The sequence below is a fragment of the Nakamurella sp. genome (assembly GCF_044224575.1).
GTDB lineage: Bacteria > Actinomycetota > Actinomycetes > Mycobacteriales > Nakamurellaceae > Nakamurella.
In genome coordinates this window covers 1-14,085 of sequence record NZ_JBGAKE010000030.1, presented here as the reverse complement: position 1 = coordinate 14,085, position 14,085 = coordinate 1, and the positions used below count along the sequence as shown (strand labels likewise).

At 69.0% G+C, this 14,085-nt stretch carries 9 protein-coding genes; 7 read left to right on the top strand and 2 right to left on the bottom strand.

Translation table 11 applies throughout. From position 1 onward, the window contains the following. Window positions 1-38: 38 nt before the first annotated feature. On the bottom strand, window positions 39-1,184 hold the full coding sequence (locus ACILSK_RS23145) for an acyl-CoA dehydrogenase family protein (protein ID WP_395729551.1): 1,146 nt from the start codon (window positions 1,182-1,184) through the stop codon (window positions 39-41). A 40-nt stretch (window positions 1,185-1,224) separates the two neighbouring features. Here ACILSK_RS23145 and ACILSK_RS23140 point away from each other — a divergent pair, with 40 nt between their 5' ends. Beyond that, on the top strand, window positions 1,225-1,839 hold the full coding sequence (locus ACILSK_RS23140) for a YdeI family protein (protein ID WP_395729550.1): 615 nt from the start codon (window positions 1,225-1,227) through the stop codon (window positions 1,837-1,839). A gap of 16 nt (window positions 1,840-1,855) precedes the next feature. Here ACILSK_RS23140 and ACILSK_RS23135 read toward each other — a convergent pair whose 3' ends face one another. Next, window positions 1,856-2,674, bottom strand: coding sequence for a TolB family protein (locus ACILSK_RS23135; RefSeq protein ID WP_395729549.1), 819 nt, complete (start codon window positions 2,672-2,674; stop codon window positions 1,856-1,858). Window positions 2,675-2,711: 37 nt separating this feature from the next. Here ACILSK_RS23135 and ACILSK_RS23130 point away from each other — a divergent pair, with 37 nt between their 5' ends. The 6 genes from ACILSK_RS23130 to ACILSK_RS23105 form a co-directional block, all read left to right on the top strand. Then, complete coding sequence (locus ACILSK_RS23130; protein WP_395729548.1) at window positions 2,712-3,089, top strand: hypothetical protein; 378 nt, start codon at window positions 2,712-2,714, stop codon at window positions 3,087-3,089. Between the two features lie 240 nt (window positions 3,090-3,329). Continuing rightward, complete coding sequence (locus tag ACILSK_RS23125) at window positions 3,330-5,108, top strand: alpha/beta hydrolase (protein ID WP_395729547.1); 1,779 nt, start codon at window positions 3,330-3,332, stop codon at window positions 5,106-5,108. A gap of 159 nt (window positions 5,109-5,267) precedes the next feature. Further along, window positions 5,268-9,029 carry a 5'-nucleotidase C-terminal domain-containing protein gene (locus ACILSK_RS23120; RefSeq protein WP_395729546.1) on the top strand — a complete coding sequence of 1,254 codons (3,762 nt, stop codon included), beginning with the start codon at window positions 5,268-5,270 and terminating at the stop codon, window positions 9,027-9,029. Between the two features lie 175 nt (window positions 9,030-9,204). Continuing rightward, window positions 9,205-11,811, top strand: coding sequence for a phosphoenolpyruvate--protein phosphotransferase (gene ptsP / locus ACILSK_RS23115; protein WP_395729545.1), 2,607 nt, complete (start codon window positions 9,205-9,207; stop codon window positions 11,809-11,811). A 57-nt stretch (window positions 11,812-11,868) separates the two neighbouring features. Then, window positions 11,869-13,842 (top strand): PTS transporter subunit EIIC, encoded by a 1,974-nt coding sequence (locus tag ACILSK_RS23110; RefSeq protein ID WP_395729544.1) that lies wholly within the window; start codon window positions 11,869-11,871, stop codon window positions 13,840-13,842. A 108-nt stretch (window positions 13,843-13,950) separates the two neighbouring features. Next, window positions 13,951-14,085, top strand: a 135-nt coding sequence (locus ACILSK_RS23105; RefSeq protein ID WP_395729591.1) for a CsbD family protein, incomplete at its 3' end; no start/stop codon positions are given.

The window sequence follows — 14,085 nt, the reverse complement described above, 5'->3', positions numbered from 1 at the left end:
CCGGGCCGGGCTCGCCGTTTGTTCGGCGGAACACCACCTCAGCCCAGCTTCATCGACCGGCCGATCAGGTCTTTCATGATCTCGGTGGTGCCGGCGTAGATCCGCTGCACCCGGGCGTCGGCCCAGGCCCGGGTGATCCGGTGCTCGGTCATGTAACCCAGGCCTCCGTGCAGTTGCACGCAGGTGTCCAGCACCCGCCACTGCAGCTCGGTGGTCCACCACTTGGCCTTGGCCGCGTCCACCGAATCCAGCCGTCCGGCGTTGTGTTCGACCACGCAGCGGTCGATGTACTGGCGGGCGACGTCGATCTCCGTCGCCATCTCAGCCATCCGGAACCGGGTGTGCTGCAGCGCGCCGATCGGTGCCCCGAAGGCGGCCCGGTTCCGCACATGCTCGACCGTCCAGTCCAGCGCCGTCGCGGCCCCGGCGACCGCGCCGGCGGCCACCGACAGCCGCTCCTGGGTCAGGTTCGCGGTGAGCTGGGCGAACCCGGAACCCTCGGCGCCGAGCAGGTTTCCCGCCGGCACCCGGGCGGCGGAGAAGAACAGCTCGGCGGTGTCCTGCGCGTGCAGACCGACCTTGTCCAGGTTCCGGCCCCGCTCGAAACCGGCGGTGTCGCGGTCGACGACCAGCAGGCTGAGCCCGCGGTGGGGATGCTCACCGGTGCGCACCACGACGATCACCAGGTCGGCGTTGATCCCGTTGCTGATGAAGGTTTTCGCCCCATCGATGACGTAATGACCGCCGTCCCGGACGGCCTTCGTGGCGATGCCGGACAGGTCGGAGCCAGCTCCGGGTTCGGTCATCGCGACGGCGGTGATCGTCTCGCCGCTGACGATTCCGGGCAACCACCGGGCCCGCTGCTCGTCAGAGCCGCTCGAGAAATAGGAAAGGCAGATGTCGGATTGCAGGGCGGAGCCGGCCAGTGCATCGGCGACGCCCAGCCGGTGCGCCTCCTCCATCAGGATCATGTTGAACCGGAAGTCGGTGACGCCGGCGCCGCCGTACTCCTCGGGCACGCCGAACCCGAAGACGCCCAGCTCGCCCAGGTCGGTAAACAGGGTGCGGGGCACGATTCCAGCCCGTTCCCAGTCGGCCCGGTGCGGGACGACGATCCGCTCCAGGCTCTCCCGGATCGCCCGCCGGTAGTCGTCGTGGTCCCGATCGAAGATGACCCGCCGCATTGCGGTCCCCTTTCGCGCAGCCCTGTGATCTCATGCCCGGATGGCCGTGCCCGACCCGTCGTCGATTCTCTCCCTGCCGGATAGCGCCGCGTGGGAGTCGTGGCTGTCGGCGAACCATGCGTCCGCCGCGCAGGCCTGGCTGCGGATCGGCAAGGTCGGCCGAGCTCGCGAGGCCGCCATCAGGCACGAGGGCACGCCGAAGAAGGGCGCGGCCGTGCCGTTGATCGGCATCGCCGACGCGCTGGACGGGGCGTTGTGCTGGGGGTGGATCGACGGGCAACGCCGCGGCTTCGACGACGCGTCGTTCCTGCAGCGGTACTGCCCGCGCCGGCCGCGCAGCGCCTGGTCCCAGGTGAACGTCGGCAAGGTCGACGCGCTCATCGCCGCGGGCCGGATGCGGCCGCCGGGGCTGGCGCAGGTCGAGGCGGCGCGCGCGGACGGCCGGTGGGCGGCCGCCTACGAGCCGCAGCGCACCGCCGAGCCCCCGCCCGACCTCGTTGCCGCCCTGGCCGCGAATCCGGCGGCCCGGGCAGCGTTCGATGCGATGAGCCGCACCGACCGCTACCTGATCATCATGAACCTGGCCAAGGCGCGCACGCCGGATTCCCGGGCCCGGATACTGGCCACCACCATCGGCCGGCTCAGGGTCGACTAGCCACGGCCGGCCCTGGTCACCGGCGACTCCATTCCGGCGGTCCGGGCGCCGTGCCGGGCTTGCCGATACCGATCTGCCGCAGTCCCGTGCCATCGACGCCGATCACCCAGATCTGTTCGTCCTGGGTTCCGGCGGCGTTCGTGCGATTGCTCTTGAATGCGAGATGGCTGCCATCCGGCGAGACGGTCGGGTCCTGGTCGACGGCGGTTCCGTCGGTGATCGGGGTGACCGCGGACCCGTCGGCCTGTACGCGCAGAATCTGCGCGGAGGCGCCTCCACCCGCGTCCTCGGTTGCGCGTCGGAAGTAGAGGTACTGACCGTCCGGACTCCAGATCGGGTCGGCGTCGCTCGCCCGGGGGCCGGGCGAACTGACCTGCTTCGGAGCCGCACTGCCGTTGACCGGCTGGGTGTAGATCGCGCCCGAACCCGCCGCCGGGTTCGGAGCGGCCCAGAACGCGAGTGTCTTCCCGTCCGGGGAGTAGGTCGGGTCGTCGAATGACGGGAAACCGATGTTGATCGTGCTGCGGAGGGTCCCGTCGACACTGATCAGCGCCATGGTGTCCGGATCTTCGCCGTTGCGGCAGGCGACCGCGAGCTCGGACGTGTCGACGGGATTCCAGGCAGGTCGTTGCGGGTTGTGGCAGAAGTCCGAATCCGCAGTGAGCACCGGCCGGTCGCCGCTGCCGTCGGCGGCCATCATCCGCAGCTCGATGCCGTGGTCGCTGGTCTGCGCGTAGACGATCGTGCTCCGGTCCGGGGAGATGGTGGGAAACTGGCGGCCGGGGGTTCCATCGGTCAGCTTGGTTTCCACCATCCCGGTCGCGGTGTCGATCACGTACAGGTCCGGCTTGTCGTCCTGGATCCTGGTCGTGATGAGTTTGCTGTCGACCAGTGGAGCCGAGCGTGGGACGCCGACGATGGGCGCCACCGACCGGCTAGCTGCCGTCGACGCCGCGCTCGACCCGGTGGGAGGGACGGACGACGAACTGGTCGATCCGACGGAGGAGGACGGGGAAGCGGACGGCGACGAGGTCGTCGGCCTCGCCGAGGCCGACGACACTGTGCTGCTCGGCGCCGCGGCCTGCCCGCCGACGCTCGCGCACGACGTCAGCAACACGGCCGTTGCCGCGATCGAGGCGAGCCAGGTCGACCGTCCGCGGCCGCGGACAGCGCGAATCCGGGTGGGATCAGGGGCCCGCAGGGTTGTCGGCCGTCCGTGCGACATGTCCTCATTCTGCCAGTCGGGATGATCACGCAGCCATCCCCGTTGGTCACGATTGCGCCGAGGACCTGGGGTGATGCTCGAAGGACGACCGAAGGTCTGCCCGTCCGCGGGGGATGCGCACTTGGGGCGCCTCGCCAGGTTCAATTCCTGGGTCCTCCACCACGAAAGGCGCGGTCCCGAACGGGCGGCGCCTTTTTCGTTCCGGCGGGTCAGCGCCGCTGGGTCGCCCGGCCGGCGCACCCGGCCTGCTTCGTACGATCGGCCGATGGCGGCCGACCCGACAGACCCCCGCACGTCCGGCACCGAGGCGGCCGAACCGACCCCGGCCCCTTCGGTCCGGACGGACCGACCGTCCCTGGTCCGGCAATATCTCGGCGGGTTCAGCTCCACCGGCCTGGTCGTCGCGCTGCTGTTCTACTGGATCTCGCTGACCCCCTCGTTGATCCCCCGGTCGTGGGTGTTCCAGGGGGCGATCTCCGGGATCAGCGCCGTGGTCGGCTACGGCATCGGGGTGCTGCTGCACTGGACGTTCGTCAAGGCCGGTGTGCGGATCCCCTGGCCGGCCCGGACCCGCCGGATCGCCTGGTGGACACTGGCCGGCGCGACGGTGATCGTGGTGCCGACGGCCGTGGCATTCGGCGTCTACTGGCAGGGGCAGGTCCGCGACCTGTTCGGGATGCCGCCGGCGGGCGCGGCACACGGCCTCGCGATCGTGCCGACCGCCCTCGTCGTGGCACTGCTCCTGCTGCAACTGTTCCGGGGCTTGCGGTGGATCGCGCGCCGGCTCACCGGCTGGATCGACCGGGTGGTCCCGAAGCCGGTGGCCCGGCTGGTCAGCGTTCTGGTGGTCGCGGTGCTGGCGGTGCTCCTGGTCACGAACGTCCTCTGGACCGGCGTCCTGAAGGTGCTCAACACCACCTACGCATCGGCCAACGCCGCCTTCGATCCGGCGGTGAGCCAACCGACCGAGCCGGAACGGTCGGGCTCGCCGGCGTCGGCGCAATCCTGGGCGTCGCTCGGCGCCGCCGGTCGGACGTTCGTGGCCGGCGGACCTTCGGTGGACGAGATCCGCACGTTCGCCGCCCGGGGCACGGCGGTGAGTCCGGCGCAGGTCAAGGAACCGATCCGGGTCTATGCCGGGCTCGATCCGAACGGCGATCTGGACGCCACCGCGGACCGCGCGGTGGCCGAACTGGACCGGACGAACGCCTGGGACCGCTCGATCCTGGTGGTCGCCACCACCACCGGCACCGGTTGGATCGACCCGGGCATGGCCGATTCGCTGGAGTACATGCACGGCGGCGACACGGCCATCGTCACCATGCAGTACTCCTACCTGCCCTCGTGGATCAGCTTCGTCGGCGATCGAGACACCCCGCCGGCGGCCGGAAAGGCGCTGTTCGACGCGGTGCACGCCCGGTGGTCCGAGCTCCCGGCGGTCGCCCGACCACGCCTGGTGGTGCACGGCATCTCGCTCGGCTCGTACGGCGCGCAAGGCGCGTTCAGCGGGCTGCAGGACATCGCCGCCCGGTCGGACGGCGCGTTGTTCGTCGGTACCCCGAACTTCACCCCGGTGTGGCGCGAACTGACCGACGACCGGGACGCCGGCTCCCCGGAGATCGCCCCGGTGGTCGACGGCGGGGACACCGCCCGCTGGGGTGTGCAGATCCCGGACGGGGTCGACCTGTGGCGCCTCGGCGACACCTGGGACCCGCCCCGGGTCGTCTATGTGCAGCACGCCTCCGACGGCGTCGTCTGGTGGTCGCCGTCGCTCCTGTTGGCCAAACCCGACTGGCTCTCCGAGCCGCGGGGCCTGGACGTCGTCGGCAACGTGAATTGGTTCCCGGTGGTGACGTTCTGGCAGTTGACCGGCGACCTTTTCGTCGCCGCGGGATCGGACATCCCTCAAGGGCACGGGCATCAGTACCGGCCGGAGTACGCCGACGCGCTGGCCGCTCTCTGGGCGCCGGAGGGCTGGTCGGACGCGGACACCGCGCGGCTCAAGACCACGGTGGCTGACCGGCTCAGCAAAGGCGGGATCTGATCCGAGCCACCCGCTCGGGCCCTACCTGTCGACGCTGCGTTCACCACTGTTCACGTTCGGGTCTATTCAAGACAGCACCGGATGGGGTAGACCGTTCAGGTCCCTGTGAAATCCACCGGGGCGACGTGTGAAACGCCTGTGCGGCCTCAGGAGGCCATCGTGCGGTTGACCGGTCGTCGTGGATCCAGGATCGCCGGACTGGCGATCGTCACCTGTCTCGCGCTGGTCGCCGGGTCGATCGCCGCCCCGGCGGTCGCGGCCACCGGCGGCGGCGGGGGCCACGGTGGTGGCGGCGGCGACACCACCGACAAGGTGCTGATGTTCGCCGCGGACGGCATGCGGCAGGACAAGATCGAGCAGTATGTCAAGCAAAGTCCCTATAGCCTGCCGGGTTTCGCGGATCTGCTACGGCACGGCGCGAAGGCCGACGGTGGGGGGATGCTGACCCAGGCCCCACCGAACACCGGTGCCGGCTGGTACACCATGGCCACCGGGGCGTGGCCGGGCGTCGCCGGGTCGACCAACAACACGTTCCACAAGAACGGTGACCCGTTCGGCACCAGCACTTCCGCATTCAGCCCCAACGTGCTCCAGGCGGAGACGATCGCCCAATCCGCCGAGCGCGATCAGAAGAAGGTCATCCAGTTCGAGTGGGCCGGCGGCGCCAACTCGTCGATCCAGGGCCCGACGCTGGACTATCGCACCTTCCACTCCGGTCGCGGCGTGGCGACGAACTACATCGCACCCGCCGACGACGCCAAGTTCACCGCGTCCTTCGGGTTGCAGTTCGACCACCCGGCCGGCTTCGCCGGTCAGGCTCCCTTCCCGCAGGCGGCCCCGACGGACGCCACCGGTTGGACGAACGTGCCGCCCAGCTTCAGCCCGGCCAAGGAAATGCGGCTGCGGGTGCTCGACGGCGGCACCGACAAGTACGGCCTGAACGCGTACCTCTACGACAGCACCAACAACCGTCGCCCCGACTACGACCGGGTGCTGTTCGCCACCACGAAGGACGGCGCGCAGAAGGTGGCCGATCTGCGCAGGGGCGAGTGGGGCGAAGTCAAGGTGAAGCTCACCCTGCCACCGGTGAACAACCAGGCGAATCCCCTGGACGGCAAGACGGCCGGGTTTCTGATCAAGGTGGAGGAGCTGACCAGGGACCTGTCGCAGGTTCGGTTGTTCCACACCTCGGTGACCCGGGCCATCGCCACCTGGCCGACGTGGTCCGGTGAGGCCGGCTTCACCGGGGGCTTCGACGAGTACGTCGCGCAGAAGTTCCCGGTGTCGACGGCGGCCGACTTCGCGATCCTCGAAGCCGGAATCGTCAGCGAGGAGACCTACGTCGAGCAAGGCCTGTACTGGGAGAAGCTGTACCACCCGCTGCTCAAGTATCTCGTCAAGACGTACCGGCCGGACCTCGCGCTGGTCGGCTACCCGACGACAGACGAGTTCCAGCACCAATTCCTCGGCCTGGTCACGAAGTCCCTGCCGGGCGGCGCGGCCAACCCCGCGTACGACGACGTCCAGGTGAACGGGACCCCGGACGGCCGGGTCACGCAACGCGAGGGCTTCATCAAGCGCGCCTACCAGGGCGCCGACTCGACCATGCGGCTGGCGCAGGATTTGCTGGGCAAGCGCGATCTGACAACGCTCGTGGGCTCGGATCACGGCTTTGCGCCGCAGTTCCTGGCCATCGATGCCAGCAAGGTGCTGGTCGATCTCGGGCTGCTGTCCACGCCGCAGACCTCGAACTGCCGCCCGGCCACCGGCGAGACCGTCGGCAAGGCCAAGGCCTGCTGGGCCGGCGGGACCGTGCAGATTTACCTCAACCTGGCCGGGCGCGACCCGGTGAACGCGGCGTTCAAGCAGGTCCCGGCGACCGAGGAGGCGGCCACCGTGGCGACGATCAAGACCGCTTTCCTGGCCCTGTCCGACCCGAAGGACTGGACCGGTGACGGCCAACCCGAGGGCTGGAAGCTGATCGACCGGGCATACACCAAGGCGGAGGCCCGGTACATCCCCAACGGCCCCGGATCCACCGCCGACATGGCCCACCCGACGCGCACCGGGGATGTCGTGGCCTTCTCCTACCCGCCGTACCAGTTCGACGCCGCCACGCCCGGCACCCCGGTCGCACTCTCGGCCTTCTTCGGCCAGCACGGATACGTGCCCGACGTGCAGGATCTGGCGGGCAACACGAACATGCGGGCCACCTTCCTGGCCGGCGGTTCGGCGATCAAGCGCGGCGGGTACGAGGGCGTTCGGTCGATCGACATCGCGCCCACCGTCGCGTACCTGCTGGGCGTGCCCATGCCACAACACGCCCAGGGCCGGGTGCTGCTGGAGATCCTGCGCGACGGCCGGTCGGTGAAGCCGATCTCGTTGATCGGGCTCAACGACTTCCACGGCCAGCTCGACCCGACCACCACGTTGATCGACAACATCAACGTGCCCGTCGGTGGGGCGGCCCAGCTGGCGACGATGTTCGACGAGGAGGCCGCCGCGCTGCCGGGCGAGAACCTGATTCTGGCCGGCGGTGACAACGTCGGGGCCTCGCCGCCGAACTCGGCGCTGTTGAAGGACTTCCCGGCCATCGACGTCGAGAACGCCTGGGGTCTCGACGCCACGTCCTACGGCAACCACGAGTTCGACTACGGGGTCGCCCGATTGCTGGAACAGCAAGCGCGCGCGAATTTCCCATTCCTGGCCACCAACATTGTCGACGAGAAGACCGGCAAGGCGCCGCCCTGGGTCACCCCGTCGAAGGTGTTCACCGTCGACGGGGTCCGCGTCGGGGTCATCGGCGCGGGATTGGAGAACACGCCGGAGCTGGTTTCCGCCGGTGCGACGGCGGGCCTGACATTCCTCGACGAAGGCCCCCGGATTGCCGCCGAATCCCAGCGACTGAGCCGGCTGGGCGTCAAGGTGCAGGTGGTGGTGATCCACGAGGGCACCGCCGGCGGCGCCAACGCCGTCGGCAACACGCCAACCACCGCGTGGACCGGCCCGATCCTCAAGATAGCCGACCAATTGCAGAACACCGAGGTCGACGCGATGGTCGTCGGGCACACGCATCGGGTGTCCAACCTGATGCGGGGGGACATCCTGATCACCGAAGGCATCAACGCAGGGGCGAGCTACTCGGTGCTGCAGCTGATGGTGGAGCGCGGAGATGTGTCCTGGGCCGGCGGGTCGACCCGGATCGCCAAGAACCTCGGCGTCGCCCCGCGACCCGACGTCCGGGCGATCGTCGATCAGGCCAACACTGACACCGCGCCGCTGCGGAACCAGGTGGTCGGCGAACAGCAGTTCGACATCCTCCGCGCCCCGACGCGGCTGAAGGAATCGGCGATGGGCAATATGGTCGCCGACGCCATGAGGCAGAAATACCCGGGCGTCGACGCCGCGATATCCAACTCCGGCGGCCTGCGCCAGGACATCCTTGGCACGCCGCCCTCCGCCGGCGAGCAGCCCAACCAGATCACCTGGGGTGAGGTGTTCGCGGTGCTGCCGTTCGGCAACCGGACCGTGATCCTGACGCTGACCGGTGCCCAGCTCGAGCAGGCGATGCGCAATGGGTTCAGCCCGGTCTGCGACCCGCTCATCGCGACGGGCCGATTCCCGCAGGTGTCGGGGCTCAAGCTGTCGTTCCACTGCGACGGCACCTCCCCGGTGGTCGACGGCATGTGGAAGACACCCGCCGGTGTGAACGGACCGGCGACGCCGATCGGACCCACCGACACCATCCGCTTCGTCACCAACGACTTCATGCTCACCGGCGGTGACGGATACACCGCCTTCAACCAGGGCACGAACGTCCAGCAACCCGGCGACGCGCTGCTCGATGTCACCAATGAGTACATCAAGGTCAACTCACCGGTCGGACCGATTGTCGAGGGACGTATCGTCCAGGGCCCATAGTCCCGAATCCAGCAACGTCTCGCTGGTTCCTCCCGAGGTGAAACCTCAGGAGGGATCCGGCATGTCGGGCTGAATCGGTTAGCCACGGTTACCGCGCGCGCAGTTCTGCTCACCGGTCTAGGGTCATGATCACCTACGCCCAAAAGTGGCGAAATTGCCCGAAGGGGGGACACTCGTGTCCGCACCGACAGAGACGAGAACTGAGTCTCCAGCAGCTAGTCGAGTCTCGTTACTGGCCCCGGTCACCGGAGTCCTCGTACCCATCGAGCAGGTCCCCGACCCGGTATTCGCCGGGAAGATGGTCGGCGACGGGGTCTCCATCGACCCGCTGGAGAACACCCTGGTCGCCCCGTGCGACGGCGAGGTGGTGCACCTGCACCCGTCGCTTCATGCGTTGACCATCCGCTCGCCCGAGGGCCTGGAGGTGCTCACCCACATCGGCCTGGACACGGTGCGGATGCGGGGCGAAGGGTTCGAGGTCAAGGTCAAGGTCGGCGACCAGGTCAAGGCCGGTGACGAGCTGATCGTCTTCGACCTGGACATGGTGGCCACCCAGGCCAAGAGCCTGCTCACCCAGATGGTGATCGCGAACACCGCCGACATGCTCTCCGGCCTGGAGCCGGAGACCGGCTTCGTCACCGCCGGCAAGAGCGTCGCCGCGGTGGCTATCCTGTCGACGCCGGCGGCAGCCGAGGAGGGCAAGGCCACCCGGCAGCCGGGCAAGAAGGTGACCTCTGACGCCATCATCGTCCCGAACCCGGTCGGCCTGCACGCCCGGCCGGCGTCGGTGCTGTCCAACCTGGCCGCCCAGTACGAGAGCGACGTGACGCTGCACCGCGGCGAGGACCAGGCGAACGCCAAGAGCGTGATGGCCATCATGGGCATGGAGGTCCGCTTCCGCGACAAGGTCCGGCTCAGTGCCTACGGGGCGGATGCCGAGGAGGCGATCAAGGACCTCTCCGAGCAGCTTCGCGTCGGGCTCGGCGAAGAGGGGGCCGTCCCCATCGACGAGGGTGACGAGGGGGCCGAACACGCTGCGCCGGCCCCGGTTGCCGCGGTGGCGCCGGCGCCCCGACGCCGCTCGGACGATCCGAACGTGCTGCTTGGTGTCTCCGCCTCGCCCGGCCTGGGGGTGGGCACCGTGCTGCAGATCCGGCATCAGGAGATCGAGGTCGAGGAGAACTCGAACGACCGGCACCGCGAACGCCGCAAGCTCAACGATGCGATCGACCGGTCCCTGGTGCAGTTGACCGCGTTGGAGGACCGGCTGGCCAGCCAGTCGGATGCGGAGAAAGCGGCCATCTTCGCAGCACACCGGGAGATCCTGCGCGACCCCGAACTGCTCGACCTGGCCAACAGCGGGATCGACAAGGGCAAGACCGCCGCGTACGCCTGGCGGTCGGCGTACACCAACTACGCCGACAAGCTGGCCGGGCTCAAGAACGAGCTGCTGGCCGGCCGGGCCATCGACGTGCGCGACGTCGGGTCCCGGGTGCTCGAGGAGATCACCGGTCAACGGCGCGAAAAGGCGCTCATCCCGGCCGGTTCCATCCTGATCGCGGAGGACCTCACCCCCTCGGACACCGCGTCGCTGGACCCGTCCGCGGTCGCCGGCTTCTGCACCACCGCCGGCGGGGCGTCCTCGCACGTGGCGATCCTGGCCCGGGCCCTGGACATTCCGGCCGTCGCCGGCATCGAGCCGCGTGCCCTGGACATCCCCGAGGGCACCCGGGTGATCCTCGACGGCGCCAAGGGCACGCTGCGCCAGAACGTCACCGAGGACGAGGTCGAGCGGATCCGGCAGCGTCAGGAGCGTCAGGCCAAGCGGCGGGCCATCGAGCTCGAGCACGCGGACGAGCCGGCCACCACCACCGACGGGCATCACGTCGAGGTCGTCGCCAACATCGGCGGGCTGGAGGACGCGCAGGCCGCGGCCACCAAGGGCGCGGAGGGCGTCGGGCTGTTGCGGTCGGAGTTCGTCTTCATGGATCGGCGCACCGCGCCGACCGAGGACGAGCAGGCGCAGATCTACACCGACATCGCCAAGGCGCTCAAGCCCGGCCAGCCGTTGGTCATCCGGACGCTGGACGTGGGCGGCGACAAGCCCCTGCCCTACCTGCCGATCGCACCGGAGGAGAACCCGTTCCTGGGCCAGCGCGGCATCCGCGTCGGGCTCGACCGGCCGGAGATCCTGCGCACCCAGGTCCGGGCGATCCTGCGGGCCACCGAGGCCGGCGCCAAGATCAACGTGATGTTCCCGATGATCTCCACCATCGAGGACTTCCGGCTGGCCAAGGCGATCTTCGAGGAGGAGCGGAACGCCCTGGGAGTACCTGCGGTCCCGGTCGGCATCATGTGTGAGGTGCCGTCCACCGCGGTGATGGCGCACCAGTTCGCCGCCGAGGTCGACTTCTTCTCGGTCGGCACCAACGATCTGACCCAGTACACGCTGGCGATGGATCGCGGGCACCCGAAGCTGGCGCCGCAGGTCGACGCGCTCAACCCGGCGGTCCTCGGGCTGATCGCCGAGTGTGTCCGCGGCGCGCACGCCGCCGGCCGCTGGGTCGGCGTCTGCGGTGGCGCGGCGTCCGACATCCAGGCGGTGCCGCTGCTGGTCGGCATCGGCGTGGACGAGTTGTCGGTGAGCGTGCCGGCCATCCCGTCGGTGAAGGCGCTGATCCGTTCGCTGTCCCTCGAGCGCTGCCAGGAACTGGCCGCGCAGGCGCTCGGCGCCGAGTCGGCCGCGGCCGTCCGCGCCCTGGTTCCGCTCGATGACGACTGACCCGATGACTGACCCGCACCGCGCCCCGACCACCACGTCAGTGGAAGGACATCTCGCATGACCACCACCCTGGAGAAGACGCCGGCGGCCCAACCCGCCCAGCCGGCCCCGAACAAGCTCAAGGAGATCTGGAGCAACTTCTTCGGCTTCCTGCAGAAGCTGGGCAAGTCGCTGATGCTGCCGGTGGCCGTGCTGCCGGTGGCCGGCATCCTGCTCGGCGTCGGCGGGGCGTTCCTGGGCAACTACAACCAGCAGGCCATCAACCTCGGCTACTGCACCGTCGACGGAACGGCCGTGGCCGGGGACGTGTCGGCCTGTCTGGCCAACCCGCCGGCCGTCGTCATCGGTGACCCGGTGGCCGCCGGGGTCCTGGCCGAACCGCTGTACGTCTTCCTCAAGATCCTGCAGAACGCCGGCGACCCGGTGTTCGGCGCCCTCGGCCTGATCTTCGCGGTCGGTGTGGCCCTGGGCATCGCCAAGAACGACGGCGTGTCGGCGCTGGCCGCCACCGTCGGCTACCTGGTGATGACCGCGACCATCGGCACGGTCGCGGCCGCGCGGGGCATCGACACCAAGGCCGTGCTGGGCCTGCAGACGCTGGACACCGGTGTGTTCGGCGGCATCATCATCGGCATCATCGCCGGGTACCTGTTCAACCGGTTCTATCGGATCACTCTGCCGCCCTACCTGGGCTTCTTCGCCGGCAAGCGATTCGTCCCGATCGTCACCGCGTTCGCGGCCATCGCCCTGGGCATCGTCCTGGCGTTCCTGTGGCCGCCGATCGGCAATTTCATCGAGAACACCGCCAACGAGGTGATCAGCGCCAACGCGCCGGTCGCCGTGTTCGTCTACGCCCTGGTCGAGCGTGCCCTGCTGCCGTTCGGCCTGCACCACATCTGGAACGCCCCGTTCTTCTACGTGGTCAACATCGGCGGCTGGTCCAACTGCGAGGGCATCCTGACGTGCTTCCTGCGTGGGCATCCCGAGTCCGGCATCTTCGGCGGCGGCTTCCTGGGCAAGATGTTCGGGCTGTGCGGTGCCGCGCTGGCCATCTACGTGACGGCCAAGCCGGAGAACAAGGTCAAGATCGGCTCGATCATGCTGGCCGCGGCGCTGACCACGTTCCTCACCGGCATCACCGAGCCGCTCGAGTTCGCCTTCCTGTTCGTCGCGCCGCTGCTGTATGTCGCGCACGCGCTGATGTACGCCTCCGGGTTCACCCTGATGTACCTGCTCGGCGGCCGGCTCGGATACACGTTCTCCCAGGGCGGCATCGACTACGTCCTGTTCTATGCCAACGGCATCAAACCCTGGCTGGTGCTGATCGTCGGGCCGATCTGGTTCGTCCTCTATTTCGCCGTCTTCTACGGTCTGATCAAGCTCTTCAACATGAAGACACCCGGGCGCGAGGAAACCGAGGTCGACGTCGGCGAGGCCGCCGCGGACGGAGCCAACCGGTTCTCCCAGCAGCTGGTGCTGGCGTTCGGTGGCCGCAGCAACATCACCGACCTCGACGCCTGCATCACCCGGCTACGGGTCGGCGTGGTCGACATCAACAAGGCGAGCCAGAGCAAACTCAAGGCCCTCGGCGCCGCCGGCGTGCTGATGGTCGGCAACAACATGCAGGCGATCTTCGGGACCCGGTCGGAGAACCTGAAGACCGACATCGAGGAGTACCTCAAGATCGCGGGTGACGAGGCCGAACTCGGCGAGGACCAGGTCGAGGAAGTCGTCTACGACGAGCCCGGCACCAAACCGAAGCTGCGGGACCCCCTCGCCGCCGAAAAGGCCCGGGACTTCATCGCCGGGCTCGGTGGGCAGGCCAACGTCAGCAAGGTCGAGTCCGCGGCCGAGACCCGACTCCGGGTCAAGGTCAAGGACCCGGGCAAGGTCGACGAAGCGGCGCTGCGCAACAGCGGGATCGCCGGCATGGTGAAGGTCGGCGACGGCCTGTACCACCTGATCGCCGGGCCGAACGCCGACCAGTACGCGGCCGAAATGCGTGGCCAACTGGTGTCCGTACCCGCCTGACACGGATCTACCAGCTTCCTCCCATGCCCCGTCCGGTGTCGGCAGACGCCGGACGGGGCATAGGTGTCTGCAGGCGAGTAGCGCGCTCGCCGGGCGAAAGGAGCCGACATGGGATTGGACGACAAGGCCGCCAACACGGGGCAGGACCTCGGTGGCAAGGTCAAGGAGGCCGCCGGCAAGGTGACCGGTAACCGTGACCTCGAGGCCGAGGGCAAGGGCGACCAGGCGTCGGCGAGCGTCAAG

Bases quoted from the DNA above. Each gene is read 5' to 3' on its own strand.
- ACILSK_RS23145 (WP_395729551.1), bottom strand. From the start codon at position 1,184: ATGCGGCGGGTCATCTTCGATCGGGACCACGACGACTACCGGCGGGCG.
- ACILSK_RS23140 (WP_395729550.1), top strand. From the start codon at position 1,225: ATGGCCGTGCCCGACCCGTCGTCGATTCTCTCCCTGCCGGATAGCGCC.
- ACILSK_RS23130 (WP_395729548.1), top strand. From the start codon at position 2,712: ATGAGTTTGCTGTCGACCAGTGGAGCCGAGCGTGGGACGCCGACGATG.
- ACILSK_RS23125 (WP_395729547.1), top strand. From the start codon at position 3,330: ATGGCGGCCGACCCGACAGACCCCCGCACGTCCGGCACCGAGGCGGCC.
- ACILSK_RS23110 (WP_395729544.1), top strand. From the start codon at position 11,869: ATGACCACCACCCTGGAGAAGACGCCGGCGGCCCAACCCGCCCAGCCG.